We start from the raw sequence: 17,994 nt of genomic DNA on the forward strand, positions 1-17,994 counted from the left end.
TGGTTCGGTTTTCCGGTTGGCCGCAAGGCTCCTGCCGCTGTAAGGCAGGCGTTCGTCATTGAATGGCCTGGATCGGATCTTGTACTGGCTCATCCCAACCCACGTGACCTTTGGTAGGGGTCACCACTAGGAGAGGAGGCGCCATGCCAACTATTACTCTTCCCGACGGCAGTCAACGTTCATTCGATCACCCGGTATCCGTAGCCGAGGTCGCCGCATCCATTGGTGCAGGTCTGGCCAAAGCCACCGTGGCCGGCAAGGTCGATGGCAAGCTGGTCGACGCCAGCGATATCATCGGCAGCGACGCTACGCTGCAAATCATTACGCCAAAGGATGAAGAGGGGCTGGAGATCATTCGCCACTCTTGCGCCCACCTGGTTGGCCATGCGGTCAAGCAGCTGTACCCGACGGCCAAGATGGTCATCGGTCCGGTCATCGACGAGGGCTTCTATTACGACATCGCCTTCGAACGTCCTTTCACTCCGGACGACCTGGCCGCCATCGAGCAGCGCATGCAGCAGCTGATCGAAAAAGATTACGACGTGATCAAGAAAGTCACTCCGCGCGCCGAAGTGATCGAAGTGTTCAAGGCCCGCGGCGAAGACTACAAGCTGCGCCTGGTCGAGGACATGCCGAACGAACAGGCCATGGGCCTGTATTATCACGAAGAATACGTCGACATGTGCCGCGGTCCGCACGTGCCGAACACGCGCTTCCTGAAATCCTTCAAGCTGACCAAGTTGTCCGGCGCCTACTGGCGTGGCGATGCCAAGAACGAGCAATTGCAGCGCGTTTATGGCACGGCATGGGCAGACAAGAAGCAGCTGGCGGCTTACATCCAGCGCATCGAAGAAGCCGAGAAGCGCGATCACCGCAAGATCGGCAAGCGTCTGGGCCTGTTCCACACCCAGGAAGAGTCGCCGGGCATGGTGTTCTGGCACCCGAACGGCTGGACTCTGTACCAGGTGCTCGAGCAATACATGCGCAAGGTTCAGCGCGACAACGGTTACCTGGAGATCAAAACTCCGCAGGTCGTTGACCGCAGCCTGTGGGAGAAGTCCGGGCATTGGGCCAACTACGCCGACAACATGTTCACCACGCAGTCGGAAAACCGCGACTACGCCATCAAGCCGATGAACTGCCCTTGCCACGTGCAAGTGTTCAACCAGGGCTTGAAAAGCTACCGTGAGTTGCCAATGCGCTTGGCCGAATTCGGTGCTTGCCATCGTAATGAGCCATCGGGTGCGCTGCACGGCATCATGCGTGTGCGTGCGTTCACTCAGGATGACGCCCACATCTTCTGCACTGAAGAGCAGATGCAGGCCGAATCCGCTGCGTTCATCAAGCTGACCATGGACGTTTATGCCGACTTTGGCTTCAAAGACGTCGAGATGAAGCTGTCCACTCGTCCGGAAAAGCGCGTCGGTTCCGACGAGTTGTGGGATCGCGCCGAAGCAGCCCTGGCTGCAGCCCTTGATAGCGCTGGCCTGCCGTACGATCTGCAGCCGGGCGAGGGTGCGTTCTATGGTCCGAAGATCGAGTTCTCGCTGAAAGATTGCCTTGGCCGCGTCTGGCAGTGTGGTACCCTTCAGCTCGATTTTAACCTGCCTGTCCGTCTGGGAGCCGAATACGTCTCTGAAGACAACAGTCGCAAGCACCCGGTTATGTTGCACCGGGCGATCCTTGGCTCCTTCGAACGTTTCGTCGGAATCCTGATCGAGCACTACGAGGGTGCATTCCCCGCGTGGCTGGCTCCGACCCAGGCAGTGATCATGAATATCACTGATAAACAGGCTGATTTCGCCGCTGAGGTTGAAAAAACTCTCAACGAAAGCGGATTTCGTGCCAAGTCTGACTTGAGAAATGAAAAGATCGGCTTTAAAATCCGCGAGCATACTTTGCTCAAGGTTCCTTATCTCTTGGTTATCGGAGATCGGGAAGTCGAGATGCAGACTGTCGCTGTGCGTACTCGTGAAGGTGCTGACCTGGGCTCGATGCCCGTCGCCCAGTTCGCCGAGTTCCTCGCTCAAGCGGTTTCCCGGCGTGGTCGCCCAGATTCGGAGTAATTACTATTAAGCGTGAAATGAGACAAGATAAACGAGCTGCACCGAAGGCCCCGATCAACGAGAATATCTCGGCACGCGAGGTTCGGTTAATTGGGGCTGAAGGTGAACAGCTTGGGATTGTGTCAATTGAAGACGCGCTTCTTAAGGCTGAAGAGGCCAAACTGGATCTGGTGGAAATTTCCGCCGATGCAGTACCCCCTGTTTGCAAACTGATGGACTACGGCAAATCGATCTTCGAAAAGAAGAAGCAGATTGCCGCGGCCAAGAAAAACCAGAAGCAGATTCAGGTTAAAGAAATCAAGTTTCGTCCAGGGACGGAGGAAGGGGATTACCAGGTAAAACTGCGCAACCTGGTACGTTTCCTGAGTGATGGGGACAGGGCCAAGGTATCCTTGCGATTCCGCGGCCGTGAGATGGCCCACCAGGAGCTGGGGATGGAACTCCTCAAGCGAGTTGAAGGTGACTTGCTCGAGTACGGTTCGGTCGAACAGCATCCTAAGATGGAAGGACGCCAACTGATCATGGTCATCGCCCCGAAAAAGAAGAAGTAATCAATAGGGCACGGCAGGCCTTCTGATTATGTTTATCAACTGAATGCGGAGTATCCGAACATGCCAAAAATGAAAACTAAAAGTGGTGCTGCTAAGCGGTTTCTGAAAACTGCTAACGGTATCAAGCACAAGCACGCTTTCAAGAGCCACATCCTGACTAAAATGTCGACCAAGCGTAAGCGTCAACTGCGCGGTAGCAGCTTGCTGGCACCGTGTGACGTGGCAAAAGTCGAGCGCATGCTGCGCCTTCGTTAATTTAGTCAAGAATAGAGGAAGTAACTCATGGCTCGTGTAAAGCGTGGCGTCATTGCCCGTAAACGTCACAAAAAAATTCTGAAACTTGCTAAAGGCTACTACGGCGCTCGCTCGCGCGTATTCCGTGTTGCCAAGCAAGCGGTAATCAAGGCAGGCCAATACGCCTACCGTGACCGTCGTCAGAAAAAACGTCAGTTCCGCGCTCTGTGGATCGCTCGTATCAACGCTGGTGCACGTATCAACGGTCTGTCCTACAGCCGTTTCATCGCCGGCCTGAAAAAAGCGTCCATCGAGATCGACCGTAAGGTTCTGGCTGATCTGGCAGTGAACGAAAAAGCGGCGTTTGCTGCGATTGTCGAGAAAGCTAAAGCCACCTTGGCTTAAGTACCCCCGACAGTCACCCGGCCTCACCTCTGTGGGGGCAGGTGTTAAACGTCATAAATAGGGGAAGAGCCTTCAAGCTCTTCCCCTATTTTGTATCTGGAGTCTGTACATGGAAAACCTGGATGCGCTCGTCTCTCAAGCTCTAGAGGCTGTGCAAAGCGCTGAAGATATCAATGCCCTGGAGCAAATCCGGGTTCACTACCTTGGCAAAAAGGGTGAATTGACTCAGGTGATGAAGACCCTGGGAAATTTGCCGGCAGAAGAGCGTCCGCAAGTCGGCGCCCTGATCAACGTTGCCAAGGAGCGTGTCACAGAGGTTCTCAATGCGCGCAAGGCGCTGTTTGAAGAGGCCGACCTGGCCGCCAAACTGTCCGCCGAGTCCATTGACGTGACCCTGCCTGGCCGTGGCCAGGCCTCGGGTGGTCTGCATCCGGTTACTCGCACTCTGGAACGTATCGAACAGTTCTTCACTCACATCGGCTACGGCATTGCCGAAGGCCCTGAGGTCGAAGACGACTATCACAACTTCGAAGCACTCAACATCCCAGGCCATCACCCGGCCCGGTCGATGCACGACACCTTCTATTTCAACGCCAACATGTTGCTGCGCACCCATACCTCGCCGGTACAGGTCCGCACCATGGAATCGAAACAGCCGCCGATCCGCATCGTCTGCCCAGGCCGTGTGTACCGTAGCGACTCCGATATCACCCACTCTCCGATGTTCCATCAGGTCGAAGGCCTGTTGATCGACCGTGATATCAACTTCGCCGACCTGAAAGGCACCATCGAAGAGTTCCTGCGCGTGTTCTTCGAAAAAGAACTGGCCGTGCGTTTCCGTCCTTCGTATTTCCCGTTCACCGAGCCATCTGCCGAAGTCGACATGGAATGCGTGATGTGCAGCGGTAAAGGCTGCCGTGTCTGCAAGCAGACTGGCTGGCTGGAAGTCATGGGCTGCGGCATGGTTCACCCGAATGTGCTGCGCATGTCCGGGATCGACCCGGAAGAGTTTTCGGGCTTTGCCTTCGGCATGGGTGTTGAGCGTCTGGCCATGCTGCGTTACGGCGTGAACGACTTGCGTCTGTTCTTCGACAACGACTTGCGGTTCCTCGCGCAATTTCGCTAGTCGTAACGAATTCTTAGGAGAGCAGGATGAAATTCAGTGAACAATGGCTGCGTGGCTGGGTAAGCCCGCAGGTAAGTCGTGACGAGCTGGTTGCTCGTCTGTCGATGGCCGGTCTTGAGGTCGATAGCGTTACGCCGGCCGCCGGCAAATTCACCGGTGTGGTGGTGGGCGAGGTGCTGAGCACCGAGCAACACCCGGACGCCGACAAGCTGCGCGTTTGCCAGGTCAGCAATGGCTCGGAGACTTTCCAGGTCGTTTGCGGAGCGCCGAACGCGCGCCCGGGCCTGAAGATCCCGTTCGCCATGATCGGTGCTGAACTGCCAGGCGACTTCAAAATCAAGAAAGCCAAACTGCGGGGCGTTGAGTCCAACGGCATGCTGTGCTCGCAAGCCGAGTTGCAAGTCGGCGAACGCAACGATGGCCTGATGGAATTGCCGGCCGATGCGCCGGTCGGTCAGGACATTCGTGAATACCTGAGCCTGGACGACGCCAGCATCGAGGTCGACCTGACCCCGAACCGTGGCGACTGCCTGTCCCTGGCCGGTCTGGCTCGTGAAGTCGGCGCGCTCTACGCCGCCGAAGTCACCCGCCCGGTGGTTGCTGTCGTGCCAGCCGTGCACGACGAAGTGCGTTCGATCGAAGTGCTGGCGCCAGCCGCTTGCCCGCGTTACCTGGGTCGTGTGATCCGTAACGTTGACTTGTCCAAGCCAACGCCGCTGTGGATGGTCGAACGTCTGCGTCGTGGTGACGTGCGCAGCATTGACGCTGCCGTCGACATCACCAACTATGTGATGCTGGAGCTGGGCCAACCACTGCATGCATTTGATCTCGCCGAAATCAATGGCGGCATCCGCGTGCGCATGGCTGAAGAAGGCGAGAAGCTGGTACTGCTCGACGGTCAGGAAGTCAGCCTGCGTAGCGATACGCTGGTGATTGCCGACCATACCCGCGCCTTGGCCATCGCCGGCGTCATGGGGGGCGAGCACAGCGGCGTCAATACCGCGACCACTCGCGATGTGTTCCTGGAAAGCGCGTTTTTCGATCAGATTGCTGTCGCTGGCAAGGCCCGTTCCTACGGGTTGCACACCGATGCCTCGCACCGCTACGAGCGTGGCGTGGACTGGCAACTGGCCCGTGAAGCCATGGAGCGCGCCACCGGCCTGCTGCTGGACATCACTGGCGGCGAAGCTGGCCCGATCATCGAAACCGTCAGCGAGCAGCACCTGCCGTCGATTGCACCCATTACGCTGCGTGCGCAACGCATCACTCAGATGCTGGGTATGGAAATGGATTCGGCCGAAGTCGAGCGACTGCTCAGTGGCTTGGGTCTGAAGATTTCTGCCGATGGGGCAGGGCAGTGGCGCGTTGAAGTGCCAAGCCATCGCTTCGACATCAGCCTGGAAGTCGATCTGATCGAAGAGCTGGCTCGTCTGTATGGTTACAACCGTCTGCCGGTTCGTTACCCGCAAGCTCGTCTGGCGCCGCAGGCCAAGGCTGAAGCGCGGAGCGATCTGCCTGAGCTGCGCCGTCTGCTGGTGGCTCGTGGCTATCAGGAAGCGATCACCTACAGCTTCATCGATCCGAAACAGTTTGAGCTGTTTAATCCAGGTGTCGAACCTCTGTTGTTGGCCAACCCGATTTCGAACGACATGGCCGCCATGCGCTCGTCCTTGTGGCCAGGTCTGGTCAAGGCGCTACAGCACAACCTGAACCGTCAACAGGATCGCGTGCGTCTGTTCGAAAGCGGCCTGCGTTTCGTCGGTCAGCTGGAAGGCCTGAAGCAAGAGCCGATGCTGGCGGGTGTTGTTTGCGGTAGTCGTCTGCCGGAAGGCTGGGCACAAGGTCGCGATGTGGTGGACTTCTTCGACGTCAAAGCCGATGTGGAAGCGGTGCTGGGCTTCGCCGGTGCACTGGATTCATTCACTTTCGTGCCGGGCAAACACCCTGCGTTGCACCCGGGTCAAACCGCGCGTATCGAACGTGAAGGTCGCTTGGTCGGTTTCGTCGGCGCTATTCACCCTGAATTGTCGAAAACTCTCGGTCTCGACCGTCCAGTCTTCGTCTTCGAGCTGGTTTTGGCCGAAGTGGCATTGGGTAAAATGCCTAAATTCCAGGAGTTATCGCGCTTTCCTGAAGTACGTCGTGATCTTGCACTAATCGCCGAAAAAGACGTCGCAGCCAGTGCCGTACTGGACGTAATCCGTGAAAATGCAGGCGAATGGCTGACAGACCTAAGGCTATTTGACGTGTATCAGGGTAAAGGCATTGATCCTGATAGAAAAAGCCTTGCAGTCGGCTTGACCTGGCAGCATCCATCGCGCACTCTTAATGACGATGAGGTGAATACCACGACGCAAAACATCCTCACCTCGCTCGAACAAAGGTTGAACGCCACGTTAAGGAAGTGACGTATGGGGGCTCTGACGAAAGCTGAGATGGCGGAACGTCTGTATGAAGAGCTGGGCCTGAATAAACGGGAGGCCAAGGAATTGGTCGAACTGTTTTTTGAAGAAATCAGGCACGCTCTTGAAGACAACGAACAAGTCAAATTGTCCGGTTTCGGCAATTTCGACCTTCGGGACAAACGCCAGCGGCCTGGCCGCAATCCGAAAACGGGTGAAGAAATCCCGATCACGGCTCGCCGTGTGGTCACCTTTCGTCCAGGGCAGAAGTTGAAGGCCCGAGTTGAGGCTTATGCTGGAACCAAGTCATAACGACGAACTTCCCGTCATCCCAGGCAAACGCTACTTCACCATTGGTGAAGTCAGCGAGCTGTGTGCGGTAAAACCACACGTGCTGCGCTACTGGGAGCAGGAGTTTCCTCAACTCAACCCCGTCAAACGCCGCGGAAACCGCCGGTATTATCAGCGACAAGACGTGCTGATGATCCGGCAGATCCGCGCGCTTCTTTACGATCAGGGGTTCACCATCGGCGGCGCACGCTTGCGTTTGTCCGGCGATGAAGCCAAAGACGACACGACCCAGTACAAGCAAATGATCCGCCAGATGATCGCCGAGTTGGAGGATGTTCTGGTGGTACTCAAGAAATAAATTCCTGCTTTTAAATACTTCCAGTTTTCAAAAGCTTGCGATATATTCTTGAGCGTTCTTCGAGAAGAGGAACGGGTTTAACGCCTAGTCGGGGCGTAGCGCAGTCCGGTAGCGCACTAGCATGGGGTGCTAGGGGTCGAGTGTTCGAATCACTCCGTCCCGACCATATAATTCAAGGGGTTGCGAGATTTTATCTCGCGACCCTTTTTTATTTTTGGTCGTTTTTACCCCCTCCCCACAAAACCACCGGCTCTGGGTGGAATTTTCGATGGATATCAAGGCGTGGCTTCTGGTTAGATCGGTGACGACGAATTCAGCTTGCCGTGTTGAAGCTCCGATTAAATCCAACTACGTCATGATGAGAGGGATTTTTGGCGAACAGGGCAGAGAGTTGCGCATTGAACGCCTCTCGCTTCTGCGCTGCGACTCCCTTGACTGCGGCATTCAACACGGGACGCATCTCATCAGCGGTGTAATCGCAGCAGTACGCTGGCGTACAGGGTTGTTGACGCCATGAGTCCTCCAGGCTGCCACTGTCGACTGGCTCGAATCCAACTTCATTGACAAGTTGCATGACGAGATTCTTATGATTTGCATCGTCACCAGCAACGGCGACTCCCAGACGGTTTTCCGCGCCTTTTGGCTTTCCAAGATTCTCTAGCGAATAAGCCAGAATATTATTGAATGCCTTGATCACCGGTCGGCCAAGCTGCTCGCTAACCCAGACGCTCTCCGTTTGACCATTTTCCAAAGCAGCGATGCGCTCGTCTCTCAGGCCTGGGTAGTAATTACTCGTGTCGATCACTGGAACCGAAGATGGCAATGCGGCCAGCAGGTTCTTAGGAAGAGCCGCCATGGCCGGTTGGGGGATGGAAATAATCACAGTATCGGCGCCGTCGAAGACATCGTTCAGATCGCAAGCAATAGCACCCGCTTCCTTGGCAAAAGTGCTTACCGAGTCTTTTCCGCGAGAGTTGGCGACGCTGACCTCGTGGCCAGCAGTGACAAGCTTGCGGGCAAGGGTTCCGCCGATAGATCCAATACCAACGATCGCGATTTTCATAATGCCTCCAGAGATTCAAAGTCCGGATACGTTAGTATCAGTACTGCAGTATCCGCAAGAACCGACGATTTAGTCTGTAACCCACCAAAAGGTAAGTATCGATGGCGCGTGAGTGGGAATGTGAGAACCCTTTACGACGGCAGGCCTGGTCTGCCGCTATAAACGCTACGCTTCGCGTTTTGGAGGGCAAATGGAAAATTGTGATCATTAATGAGTTGATGGCCGCTAAAGGCCGGCCGCTTCGGTTCTCCGAACTGGAGAAGCTCATTCCCGATGTCACGCAGAAGATGCTCATTCAGCAATTGAAAGGGCTTCAGCAGGACGACATCGTTCAGCGTACCGTATACCCAGAAGTGCCGCCGCGGGTGGAGTACGCGCTAACGGTGCTGGGTCATGCACTCGGCCCGGCTATGACTGCCCTTATAGACTGGGCAGAGCTTCGTCATCAGCACGAGGCAAAGGAGACAAAGCTGTCTAGCGTTAGCGACAATGAGCTGTTGGAGCGCTAGTGCGCCGTGTTGGACGTAATCAAAATGTCAGCTCGTTTCAAAGCTGATGAACTGTGGTTTCCAAACGTTAGACTTGTGACTATATGTTTATTTGGTCACGATCTGTAGGTCCTCGATAGGGTGAGTAAGCTATTTCCATGAATCAGCCATCAATATCTTCATCTTCGCCCAGCTCCCGTGGCCCAGTTGATCACGAGATTCGCGATCAAATTGTCGCAGCGGCCAACGAACACTTCAGTCAATACGGCTATGGCAAAACCACGGTTTCCGACCTGGCCAAGGCCATCGGGTTTTCCAAGGCCTACATCTACAAATTTTTTGATTCCAAGCAGGCGATCGGTGAAGCCATCTGCGCAAATTGTCTGGCAGAAATCGTCGCGGCTGTGGAGCAGGCTATCAATGTAGAAGACCTGTCGCCGACGGAGCGCTTTCGACGTTTGGTCAAAACGGTGATCGCCACAGGTGTGAATCTGTTTTTTAACGACCGAAAACTCTATGACATTGCAGCGTTCGCGGCGTCGGAAAGCTGGCCCAGTTCGCAGGTTTATGACGCACAGATCAAAAGCTTCGTGTTGCAAATCGTGCGAGAGGGGCGAGAGATTGGCGAATTTGAACGCAAGACTCCGCTGGACGAGACAGTAGAAGCGATACATCTCGCGCTACGGCCATTCGTTAACCCCTTGCTGCTGCAGTACAACCTCGATTTTGTCGAGAAGGCGCCCACGCTTACCTCCAACCTCATCTTGCGTAGCCTCATGCCTTGACCTTTGAATGCCTTCAACGACAAAGTTTCGATCGGTTTCGGTCCGACCATCAACCGTATCGGTGGTGAAATTTCCGGTATGGTGCCCAATCCGCTTAGCCCTGGTCGCAATGACGGAAAACTCAAAGCACGGGTGACGACACTGCCCTGGGTTTTAACGCCGGTATCTTGGTGCAGGCTACAGATCGACCCCGTTTGGGCGACACTCACGCGTCCGACTTGCAGGGCGCGGATTCCTGCACGCACGACGGGTTGAGGCTGCATCATCACCATTTTCAAGGCCGGGTTGTTTGGCGCTTTCTGCAAATCCGGTATCTGACATCCCAGGGCAAAGTGCAGTAACGACGACGCCGTCATTTTTCAGCTCACGATGAAGCGCATCAGAGAAGCGAAGAGCATAGGCTTTCGCGGCAGAGTAAACGCCGAAATTCTTCACGCCCAAGAAGGACAGCAAGCTTGCGACCATCAGGATTTGCCCACGTTTGCGGGCTCTCATGTCGGCGGCGAAAAAGCGTGTCAGGGCTGTCAGGCTGGCGATATCCAAATCAATCTACGCCAGGGACTCATCCAGAGGTTGATCCAGGAAAGGCCCTTGCAATCCATGACCGGCATTGTTGATGAGCGCATCGATCACTATATTGCGTTCGCGGAGTCGCTCATGCAGTTCGATGATCGCCGGGATCGAGGACAGGTCTGCTTGTTCGACGAACACTTCAACGCCGAAGCGTTCGCGCAACTGCGCCGATAGCGTTTTGCCAAATCCGCTTGATGCTCCGGTGATGAGCACCCAGGAATTCTCCTTCGATTTCATTTCGCTGTACTCCGGTTGGTTTCTATTGAGCTCGCCTGGTCAGGTCATCGTGTCGCAACAGACTGGGCTTCAGGAGGTTGCCAGCCACCACCAAGCGCTTTGAATGCCGCGACCGCCGCTCGTGCCGATTCCGTTCGCGCTTGCGCCCGGGCATCGGAAGCCTGCAGCATCGTTTCGTTAGCGTGCAGGACATCGATCAGACTGGCCGTGCCTTTTTCATAGGCAATGAACGACGATTGGCGAGCCTGTGTCAGAGACGCCTCTCCCCCGGTGAGGGTGGTTGCTTGAGCTTCCCGATTTACCAGCGAGGAGAACGCGTTCTCGACATCCTCGGTGGCGCGCAGCACAGACTGACGGTAAGCGGCCAGGGTTTCGGCTTCCTGTCCCTTGGCTTGGTCGATTTGGGCGTTTATGCGACCGAAGTCGAAGAGTCTCCAGCGTAGCCCCAATACGCCCGCCGACTGGCTGGCGCCGCCGGTAAAAAGGTTGCCTGCGGATACAGCCGTGGCACTGCCCAGCAATGCGCTAAGAGAAAACTTCGGGTAATACTCGGCAATCGCCTCCCCGATGCGAGCGTTTGAGGCCGCAAGACGGCGCTCAGCAACAATGAGATCTGGCCTGCGGCGCAGCAAGTCGGCCGGCGTTCCCATCGCCTTTAACTGCGGCGCTACAGGAATGCTCCCCGTATTTGCCAATTGCGTGCGGTGAGTGCCTGGTGGTGTGCCGAGCATGACATCCAGTGCATTCATGGCAGCATCCAGGCCGGTCTGCAGAGCCGGTACTGTCGCTTGGACCTGCGATAGCGCCCCCTCGGTCTGGCGAACCTGATAGTCGGCGGCGAGGCCCTTGCTGTAGAGCAATTGGACTTTCTCTAGTAGCTCCTGCTGCGTTTTGACTTGCCGGTCCGCAATGTCCAGCCGGGTCTGCAGTCCGCGGATAGTGATGTAGATATCAGCGGTCTGCGCGGCGATGGCCAATCGTGTGGCAGCGACGCCCGCCTCGGAAGCCTGGTACTCGGCCAGTGCAGCCTCGCGTCCGCGTCGCAGTCCGCCAAAGACGTCCACCTCCCAGCTGGCATCGAGGTTGGCCTCGTAGGAGCTTCCGTACCGATCATAGCCAGGCGTTGAGTTCAACACCTGGCCGAGCGGCGTCTCGATTGACTGGTAGGAGCGCGCGGCCTGTCCGCTGATGTTCCCCGAGGGCAGTAAAGCGGCATTTGCAGCACCTAGTCCGGCCCGTGCCTGCGTGACTCGCGCCGACGCCTGCGCCAGGTCCAGGTTCTGCTCAAGTGCCTTGGAGACGAAGTCGGCTAGCAGTGGATCACCAAAGCCTTCCCACCAAGCTACAAGGGTGGTTGGCGTCGCTCCACGCCGCTGTTCGACAGAAGGCTGACCCAAGTAATGATCCGAAAGCGGAGCGTCTGGACGATGGTAGTCCGGACCGACCGCGCAACCTGCCAATAAGCCGGTGATGACCAAAAGAGCAATTGGACGGAGGGGAGGCATTGAGATTCCTTCAGTCGAGGATATTTGTGACCATTTTACGTAATAGTCACATCGTGTCAATTGAGCTGATTTGAACAGATTTTTGGTTTTAGTCATCTACGGCGGCGACTTCTTCGTTGAGATTGAAACGCTGGATGTTCCATGGCGTGTGACTATTGACACACGTGGTCACTGGAATAAGAATATGACGCCTGTCCTATTTTTTAAGTAAGGGAACCTATGCGCCGGCTTCGACCTTTCCCCATTGCCGTTTGCTTGTTGCCTCTCGTCCTGACGGCATGTGGCGACTCATCCACTGTTGACGATCCACGCACGCATGCTCCTTTGGTGAGGCCTGGAACGGTTCAGGGTTCCTCCGACACCTCACGTTCTTTCTCGGGCGTGGTGGCTGCCCGCGTCCAGGGTGACCTGGGCTTTCGGGTATCCGGCAAGGTGCTTGAGCGTCTGGTCGACACCGGTCAGACCGTAAAACGTGGTCAGCCGCTGATGCGCCTTGATCCGATCGATTTGGGGTTGCAGGCGCGAGCGCAGCAAGAGTCGGTCATAGCCGCTCGGGCCCGAGCCAAGCAGACAGCAGATGACGAGGCGCGATATCGCAGTCTGGTTGCCGCAGGCGCTATTTCTGCATCGGCTTACGACCAGATCAAAGCCGCAGCGGATACCGCAAAGGCGCAGCTTAGCGCCGCTGAAGCGCAGGCTGACGTCGCCCGTAATGCTTCTGGTTATGCGGTGTTGCTTGCGGATTCCGACGGCGTGGTGGTGGAGACGCTCGCCGAGCCCGGACAAGTTGTCAGCCCGGGACAGCCCGTGGTTCGACTGGCGCGGGCAGGGCAGCGCGAAGCCATCGTGCACCTGCCCGAGACGTTGCGCCCCGCAGCAGGATCCACTGCGCAGGCAACGCTTTATGGCAATACCACGGACGCTGTTACAGCGAAGCTGAGGCTGCTGTCTGACTCGGCCGACCGCATGACACGCACCTTCGAGGCGCGGTATGTGCTTGAGGGCGCGCTGGCCAATGCGCCGATAGGTTCGACCGTCACGCTTCGGATCACTGAAGGCACCACGCAAGGGCAGGGGCTGCAAGTACCGATCGCTGCCGTTTATGACCCAGGCCAAGGCACTGGCGTGTGGGTCATCGCCGGTACACCGGCGAAGGTGGCCTGGCGACCTGTACAAGTCCTGGGTTTGAGCGACGACACAGTGCAAGTCGCGGGCGACCTCAAAGTCGGCGAGCAGATCGTAGCGTTAGGCGCACATCTGTTGCGCGAAGGTGAAGAGGTGAGGTTGCCTCAACAGGATGACGAAAAAGTTGCCGGGGGGCGTCCATGAGCGAGGGTCGCTTCAATCTTTCCGCGATCGCCGTTCGTGAGCGATCTATCACGGTGTTTCTGATCTTTCTGATCGCTGTTGCAGGCACCCTGGCGTTCTTCCAGCTGGGGCGTGCGGAAGATCCTCCGTTTACGGTCAAGCAGTTGACGGTCATTACCGCGTGGCCGGGCGCCACGGCGCAGGAGATGCAGGATCAGGTAGCAGAACCACTTGAAAAACGCCTGCAAGAACTGAAATGGTACGACCGCACGGAAACCTATACGCGGCCCGGTCTCGCTTTCACGATGGTGTCGTTGTTGGACCGCACGCCACCCTCACAGGTGCAGGAAGAGTTTTATCAGGCGCGCAAAAAGCTCGACGACGAAGCCACCAAGCTACCGGCGGGTGTGATCGGGCCATTGGTCAACGACGAGTATTCGGACGTGACGTTTGCGCTGTTCGCCTTGAAAGCCAAGGGCGAGCCGCAGCGCTTGCTGGTGCGTGATGCTGAGTCGTTGCGCCAACAACTGTTGCATGTGCCGGGCGTGAAGAAGGTCAACATCATCGGTGAGCAAGCCGAGCGCATTTTTGTGTCCTTCTCCCATGACCGACTGGCCACCTTGGGCGTTTCTCCCCAGGACATCTTCGCCGCGCTGAACAGCCAGAACGTGCTCACACCCGCCGGTTCCATCGAAACCAACGGGCCGCAGGTTTTCCTGCGGGTGGATGGCGCTTTCGATAAATTGGAGAAAATTCGTGACACGCCCCTGGCGATTCAGGGGCGCACGTTCAAGCTCTCGGACGTGGCGACGGTTGAACGAGGCTACGAAGACCCTGCCACCTTCCTGGTCCGCAATAACGGCGAAGAGGCTTTGTTGCTAGGGGTCATAATGCGCGAGGGCTGGAATGGCCTGGACCTGGGCAAGGCGCTGGACGCCGAGACGGCGAAGATAAATGAAGGCATGCCGCTGGGCATGACGCTGACCAAGGTCACTGATCAAGCCGTGAACATTGACTCGGCCGTTGGCGAGTTCATGGTCAAATTTTTTGTCGCGCTGCTTGTGGTGATGCTTGTTTGCTTTCTCAGCATGGGCTGGCGGGTAGGCCTCGTGGTCGCAGCGGCGGTACCGTTGACGCTGGCGATCGTGTTTGTGGTGATGGCGGCCACCGGAAAGAACTTTGACCGTATTACCCTCGGCTCGTTGATTCTGGCGCTGGGACTGCTGGTGGACGACGCGATCATTGCTATCGAAATGATGGTGGTGAAAATGGAAGAGGGCTTCGACCGAATCAAAGCTTCCGCGTATGCCTGGAGTCATACGGCCGCGCCAATGCTCTCCGGTACACTGGTAACGGCGATTGGCTTCATGCCCAACGGTTTCGCCCAGTCCACTGCCGGCGAGTACACCAGCAACATGTTCTGGATCGTCGGCATTGCTTTGATCGCTTCCTGGGTCGTCGCGGTGGCTTTCACCCCTTACCTGGGAGTGAAGTTATTGCCAGACATTAAGAAGGTCGAGGGTGGGCATGCGGCTATCTACAACACCCCCCGTTACAACCGCTTCCGCCGGGTTCTGACACGCGTCATCGCCCGCAAATGGCTGGTGGCTGGCACGGTTATCACGCTGTTTTTCGTGGCAGTTCTGGGCATGAGCCTGGTGAAGAAGCAGTTCTTCCCGACCTCGGACCGTCCCGAGGTGATGGTCGAGGTGCAAATGCCCTACGGAACCTCCATCGCGCAGACCAGTGCCGCTGCTGCAAAGGTCGAGGCCTGGCTGAAAAAGCAGGAAGAGGCAAAAATCGTCACGGCCTATATTGGGCAGGGCGCGCCGCGTTTCTTCCTGGCGATGGCGCCAGAACTGCCCGATCCATCGTTCGCCAAGATCGTGGTGCTGACGGACAGTCAGGAGGCACGTGAAACCCTCAAGTTCCGTCTTCGCGAAGCGGTCGCTGCAGGGCTCGCCCCAGAGGCCCGTGTCAGGGCGACTCAAATTGTGTTTGGTCCGTATTCGCCATTCCCGGTGGCCTACCGGGTGATGGGGCCTGACCCGACGAAGCTGCGCGAGATTGCGGGTCGTGTACAAGATGTCATGCAAGCCAGCCCGATGATGAGGACGGTCAACAGCGACTGGGGCCCTCTGACGCCGACGCTGCATTTCAACTTGGATCAGGATCGCTTGCAGGCGGTTGGACTGACATCCAGTGCAGTCGCCCAGCAGTTGCAATTCCTGCTGGCCGGCGTGCCGATCACGGCGGTTCGTGAAGACATTCGTTCAGTGCAGGTGGTGGGTCGCGCCGCGGGTGACATCCGGCTCGATCCCGCCCGGATTGAAGGCTTCACATTGGTGGGCGTGGCGGGTCAGCGTATCCCGCTGTCCCAGGTCGGAGAGGTGGATGTGCGTATGGAGGATCCGATCCTCAGGCGCCGTGACCGCACACCGACTATCACCGTGCGCGGCGATATTGCCGAAGGCCTTCAGCCGCCCGATGTATCGGGTGTGATCGTCAAGCAACTGCAGCCGATTATCGACACGCTGCCTGGCGGGTATCGGATCGAGCAGGCGGGTGCGATCGAGGAATCGGGCAAGGCCGGCCAGGCGATAGTGCCGCTGGTTCCCATCATGATTGCCCTGACGCTGTTGATCATCATTGTCCAGGTACGTTCGATCTCGGCAATGATCATGGTGTTTTTCACCTCGCCGCTGGGATTGATTGGCGTGGTGCCAACGCTGCTGATCTTCCATCAGCCGTTTGGAATCAACGCCCTGGTCGGGCTGATCGCGCTGTCGGGCATCTTGATGCGCAACACGCTGATTCTGATCGGGCAGATCCATCACAACGCCCAAGAAGGCTTGGACCCGTTTCACGCAGTGGTCGAAGCCACGGTACAGCGTGCCCGCCCGGTACTGCTGACAGCACTCGCGGCAATCCTGGCGTTCATTCCGCTGACCCATTCCGTCTTCTGGGGGACGCTGGCCTACACGCTGATCGGAGGCACGTTAGTCGGCACCATCATGACGCTGGTGTTCCTGCCAGCGATGTACGCCATCTGGTTCAAGATCCGTCCTGACTCGTGGGCGGTCAGCGACTCGAGTTCTTTGATGGTGATTTTGGCCATAAAGGGGATTTACCCCCACAAAAACGTCGGCTCTTGATGGACGTTACTGGACTCTCACAGTCGGCGACGAATCTACCTATCCGAACACGTCATGGCCAGTGAGCCCGTCTTCAGCTTCACCGGTCCACAACGCAAAATGGTATCGGCGATTCAGCGGATGATTTACGTGGCGAAGTTGTCGGCGAATCGGGGGGGGGATTATCGGTATCCGCAGGAGTCGGTGAGGGTGGGGGTGAAAAATGACTATCTCGATTTTCCATTCGCAATCTGATGGATGACGCTGGGGCCGGAACTGTCACCGGCCACCTTCGTGGTACTGCTGGAAAACTCAAAAGCCCCGGAGAGGATTGGATCTAACCTGGATCAACAGTAAACGACTGTTTTTAAGCGAATTTTTTGTTTTTTATCTTCCCAGGCGAAGCGAAAGTTGATAAATTCCGCGCCTCTTACAGGGGGCCTTACAGGGCTTCTAGCGTAAGGACGCAGCATCTCGATGTTGCTCGCAAGCTGCAAAATCAGGAATAGAGTGCTGGGCACTCGTAGCAACAGATACAGGGGCGTCGCCAAGCGGTAAGGCAGCAGGTTTTGATCCTGCCATGCGTTGGTTCGAATCCAGCCGCCCCTGCCATTTTCCTTATACTCATTCAGGTATAACTCAGCCGGCATGCTCGAAAGCATGTATTGGCGCGTCCTCAGACCGCCACTGCGGCAATAGAATCTTCAAGCGTCCTGCTTGTAGGTCTGCGCCAATAACCCACATCGATTTCATTGCAATACCGTAACCGTGAACCGCCCACTCTCGAGCGACCGCGCTATCATTCGTCTCGCGAGCGTTTGCAAGCGGGATCCTATAACGTTTGACTTTGCCATTTCGGGTGAAGCGCCAGCCGTTCGCAGTCCCGGCGACAGAGTTGAGGACAATGCAGTCGAAACGGCGATTCAATGGTGATAAGTTTCGTGTCGTTAGCAAGATGTTAAAGGTGGGAAGGGCGCGCCTGGTCATGGGCTCGGATGACGGCTACAGCTTCACCGAGAAATGGAAAGACAGAGCAATGCCCCGCAGAAGGGTTACTGAATGCCGAAGAAAAAGCCGGAAAGTAAAGTAGCAGCGACGGCTACTGCTAATGAAATTGAGCGCGCGATCCAAGCCCTGAACAGAATGGCTGAACGCCTTTGGGGAGAGGGTCGAGAGATCGAGGCGAAAGCCCTCCTTGACGCTCTTGATTCTCTAAACAGGGCACTGGACCGGATCAGGATTGGCGAAAGCCGCAGGGTTGTGACTCTTCATTGAAGACAGCCATGCACACCTTTTTGGATATGGACATTCAATGAAAAGCCCCTCTCCACTTGTTTGGCGGAAAAAACGCTAGCGGCGACGATGACATTGTAACCCCGGATAAATCGGCGCTCGGTGCTTGTACGAGTTCCGGTTTTTATCCGTAACGCTGGCTTAATCAAGCGATGGTGAGATCACGCTTCTTCAG

16 protein-coding genes, 2 tRNA genes and 2 pseudogenes are annotated in these 17,994 nt (G+C 56.6%); 16 read left to right on the forward strand and 4 right to left on the reverse strand.

The window, feature by feature from the left end; genetic code table 11:
* Positions 1 to 143 precede the first annotated feature (143 nt).
* The 9 genes from thrS to KGB03_RS08090 all read left to right on the forward strand — a co-directional run bounded on the left by thrS (position 144) and on the right by KGB03_RS08090 (position 7,599).
* Positions 144 to 2,066, forward strand: coding sequence for a threonine--tRNA ligase (gene thrS, locus KGB03_RS08050; protein ID WP_008145656.1), 1,923 nt, complete (start codon positions 144 to 146; stop codon positions 2,064 to 2,066).
* Entirely contained in the window at positions 2,066 to 2,617 is a 552-nt protein-coding gene (infC, locus tag KGB03_RS08055; RefSeq protein ID WP_169857083.1) for a translation initiation factor IF-3, read from the forward strand. Before thrS ends, infC begins: the two co-directional genes overlap by 1 nt.
* Positions 2,618 to 2,677: 60 nt before the next feature.
* Positions 2,678 to 2,872 (forward strand): 50S ribosomal protein L35, encoded by a 195-nt coding sequence (gene rpmI / locus KGB03_RS08060; RefSeq protein WP_008145659.1) that lies wholly within the window; start codon positions 2,678 to 2,680, stop codon positions 2,870 to 2,872.
* A gap of 27 nt (positions 2,873 to 2,899) precedes the next feature.
* Positions 2,900 to 3,256 (forward strand): 50S ribosomal protein L20, encoded by a 357-nt coding sequence (rplT, locus tag KGB03_RS08065; RefSeq protein WP_007905879.1) that lies wholly within the window; start codon positions 2,900 to 2,902, stop codon positions 3,254 to 3,256.
* A gap of 109 nt (positions 3,257 to 3,365) precedes the next feature.
* Positions 3,366 to 4,382 carry a phenylalanine--tRNA ligase subunit alpha gene (gene pheS, locus KGB03_RS08070; RefSeq protein ID WP_111452651.1) on the forward strand — a complete coding sequence of 339 codons (1,017 nt, stop codon included), beginning with the start codon at positions 3,366 to 3,368 and terminating at the stop codon, positions 4,380 to 4,382.
* 26 nt (positions 4,383 to 4,408) lie between these two features.
* Positions 4,409 to 6,790 carry a phenylalanine--tRNA ligase subunit beta gene (pheT, locus tag KGB03_RS08075; protein WP_223526753.1) on the forward strand — a complete coding sequence of 794 codons (2,382 nt, stop codon included), beginning with the start codon at positions 4,409 to 4,411 and terminating at the stop codon, positions 6,788 to 6,790.
* Positions 6,791 to 6,793: 3 nt separating this feature from the next.
* Positions 6,794 to 7,096 (forward strand): integration host factor subunit alpha, encoded by a 303-nt coding sequence (gene ihfA / locus KGB03_RS08080; RefSeq protein ID WP_002553164.1) that lies wholly within the window; start codon positions 6,794 to 6,796, stop codon positions 7,094 to 7,096.
* Positions 7,077 to 7,433, forward strand: a complete 357-nt coding sequence (locus KGB03_RS08085; RefSeq protein ID WP_003179985.1) for a MerR family transcriptional regulator — start codon at positions 7,077 to 7,079, stop codon at positions 7,431 to 7,433. Before ihfA ends, KGB03_RS08085 begins: the two co-directional genes overlap by 20 nt.
* A gap of 89 nt (positions 7,434 to 7,522) precedes the next feature.
* A tRNA-Pro gene (locus KGB03_RS08090) sits at positions 7,523 to 7,599 on the forward strand.
* A 147-nt stretch (positions 7,600 to 7,746) separates the two neighbouring features.
* Here KGB03_RS08090 and KGB03_RS08095 read toward each other — a convergent pair.
* A complete protein-coding gene (locus tag KGB03_RS08095; protein WP_223526754.1) occupies positions 7,747 to 8,496 on the reverse strand; it encodes an NADPH-dependent F420 reductase in 750 nt (249 codons plus the stop codon).
* Between the two features lie 101 nt (positions 8,497 to 8,597).
* Between KGB03_RS08095 and KGB03_RS08100 the strand changes: the two genes are divergently transcribed.
* From KGB03_RS08100 to KGB03_RS08110, 3 genes and pseudogenes are all read left to right on the forward strand, one after another.
* Entirely contained in the window at positions 8,598 to 9,005 is a 408-nt protein-coding gene (locus KGB03_RS08100) for a winged helix-turn-helix transcriptional regulator (RefSeq protein ID WP_218537446.1), read from the forward strand.
* 137 nt (positions 9,006 to 9,142) lie between these two features.
* A complete protein-coding gene (locus tag KGB03_RS08105) occupies positions 9,143 to 9,769 on the forward strand; it encodes a TetR/AcrR family transcriptional regulator (RefSeq protein ID WP_111452662.1) in 627 nt (208 codons plus the stop codon).
* Between the two features lie 9 nt (positions 9,770 to 9,778).
* Positions 9,779 to 9,984: pseudogene (locus KGB03_RS08110) on the forward strand (outer membrane protein transport protein); the annotation flags it as partial.
* On the opposite strand, the pseudogene KGB03_RS08115 reads toward KGB03_RS08110, so the two are convergent.
* Together KGB03_RS08115 and KGB03_RS08120 are read right to left on the reverse strand one after the other, a co-directional pair.
* Positions 9,970 to 10,579: pseudogene (locus KGB03_RS08115) on the reverse strand (SDR family NAD(P)-dependent oxidoreductase); the annotation flags it as partial. The pseudogenes KGB03_RS08110 and KGB03_RS08115 overlap by 15 nt on opposite strands.
* A gap of 44 nt (positions 10,580 to 10,623) precedes the next feature.
* On the reverse strand, positions 10,624 to 12,084 hold the full coding sequence (locus KGB03_RS08120) for an efflux transporter outer membrane subunit (RefSeq protein ID WP_223526775.1): 1,461 nt from the start codon (positions 12,082 to 12,084) through the stop codon (positions 10,624 to 10,626).
* Positions 12,085 to 12,303: 219 nt separating this feature from the next.
* Between KGB03_RS08120 and KGB03_RS08125 the strand changes: the two genes are divergently transcribed.
* The 3 genes from KGB03_RS08125 to KGB03_RS08135 all read left to right on the forward strand — a co-directional run bounded on the left by KGB03_RS08125 (position 12,304) and on the right by KGB03_RS08135 (position 17,138).
* Positions 12,304 to 13,413, forward strand: a complete 1,110-nt coding sequence (locus KGB03_RS08125; RefSeq protein ID WP_223526755.1) for an efflux RND transporter periplasmic adaptor subunit — start codon at positions 12,304 to 12,306, stop codon at positions 13,411 to 13,413.
* Positions 13,410 to 16,547, forward strand: a complete 3,138-nt coding sequence (locus KGB03_RS08130) for an efflux RND transporter permease subunit (RefSeq protein ID WP_223526756.1) — start codon at positions 13,410 to 13,412, stop codon at positions 16,545 to 16,547. The genes KGB03_RS08125 and KGB03_RS08130 overlap by 4 nt, the downstream gene beginning before the upstream one ends.
* Positions 16,548 to 17,063: 516 nt before the next feature.
* A tRNA-Gln gene (locus KGB03_RS08135) sits at positions 17,064 to 17,138 on the forward strand.
* 27 nt (positions 17,139 to 17,165) lie between these two features.
* Here the strand turns inward: KGB03_RS08135 and KGB03_RS08140 are convergent.
* Positions 17,166 to 17,513, reverse strand: a complete 348-nt coding sequence (locus KGB03_RS08140) for a LysR substrate-binding domain-containing protein (protein WP_223526757.1) — start codon at positions 17,511 to 17,513, stop codon at positions 17,166 to 17,168.
* Between the two features lie 72 nt (positions 17,514 to 17,585).
* On the opposite strand from KGB03_RS08140, the gene KGB03_RS08145 reads away from it, so the two are divergent.
* A complete protein-coding gene (locus KGB03_RS08145; protein WP_111452665.1) occupies positions 17,586 to 17,801 on the forward strand; it encodes a hypothetical protein in 216 nt (71 codons plus the stop codon).
* Positions 17,802 to 17,994: the final 193 nt, after the last annotated feature.

The sequence above is a fragment of the Pseudomonas sp. BF-B-26 genome (assembly GCF_019956495.1).
In the GTDB taxonomy this organism is placed as follows: Bacteria; Pseudomonadota; Gammaproteobacteria; order Pseudomonadales; family Pseudomonadaceae; genus Aquipseudomonas.

What these genes read in the sequence shown, in the direction of transcription:
- ihfA (WP_002553164.1), top strand. Translation starts at nt 6,794, where the DNA reads ATGGGGGCTCTGACGAAAGCTGAGATGGCGGAACGTCTGTATGAAGAG.
- KGB03_RS08130 (WP_223526756.1), top strand. Translation starts at nt 13,410, where the DNA reads ATGAGCGAGGGTCGCTTCAATCTTTCCGCGATCGCCGTTCGTGAGCGA.
- thrS (WP_008145656.1), top strand. Translation starts at nt 144, where the DNA reads ATGCCAACTATTACTCTTCCCGACGGCAGTCAACGTTCATTCGATCAC.
- pheT (WP_223526753.1), top strand. Translation starts at nt 4,409, where the DNA reads ATGAAATTCAGTGAACAATGGCTGCGTGGCTGGGTAAGCCCGCAGGTA.
- KGB03_RS08120 (WP_223526775.1), bottom strand. Translation starts at nt 12,084, where the DNA reads ATGCCTCCCCTCCGTCCAATTGCTCTTTTGGTCATCACCGGCTTATTG.
- rplT (WP_007905879.1), top strand. Translation starts at nt 2,900, where the DNA reads ATGGCTCGTGTAAAGCGTGGCGTCATTGCCCGTAAACGTCACAAAAAA.
- KGB03_RS08085 (WP_003179985.1), top strand. Translation starts at nt 7,077, where the DNA reads ATGCTGGAACCAAGTCATAACGACGAACTTCCCGTCATCCCAGGCAAA.
- KGB03_RS08145 (WP_111452665.1), top strand. Translation starts at nt 17,586, where the DNA reads ATGCCGAAGAAAAAGCCGGAAAGTAAAGTAGCAGCGACGGCTACTGCT.
- KGB03_RS08095 (WP_223526754.1), bottom strand. Translation starts at nt 8,496, where the DNA reads ATGAAAATCGCGATCGTTGGTATTGGATCTATCGGCGGAACCCTTGCC.
- pheS (WP_111452651.1), top strand. Translation starts at nt 3,366, where the DNA reads ATGGAAAACCTGGATGCGCTCGTCTCTCAAGCTCTAGAGGCTGTGCAA.
- KGB03_RS08105 (WP_111452662.1), top strand. Translation starts at nt 9,143, where the DNA reads ATGAATCAGCCATCAATATCTTCATCTTCGCCCAGCTCCCGTGGCCCA.
- rpmI (WP_008145659.1), top strand. Translation starts at nt 2,678, where the DNA reads ATGCCAAAAATGAAAACTAAAAGTGGTGCTGCTAAGCGGTTTCTGAAA.
- KGB03_RS08100 (WP_218537446.1), top strand. Translation starts at nt 8,598, where the DNA reads ATGGCGCGTGAGTGGGAATGTGAGAACCCTTTACGACGGCAGGCCTGG.
- KGB03_RS08125 (WP_223526755.1), top strand. Translation starts at nt 12,304, where the DNA reads ATGCGCCGGCTTCGACCTTTCCCCATTGCCGTTTGCTTGTTGCCTCTC.
- KGB03_RS08140 (WP_223526757.1), bottom strand. Translation starts at nt 17,513, where the DNA reads ATGACCAGGCGCGCCCTTCCCACCTTTAACATCTTGCTAACGACACGA.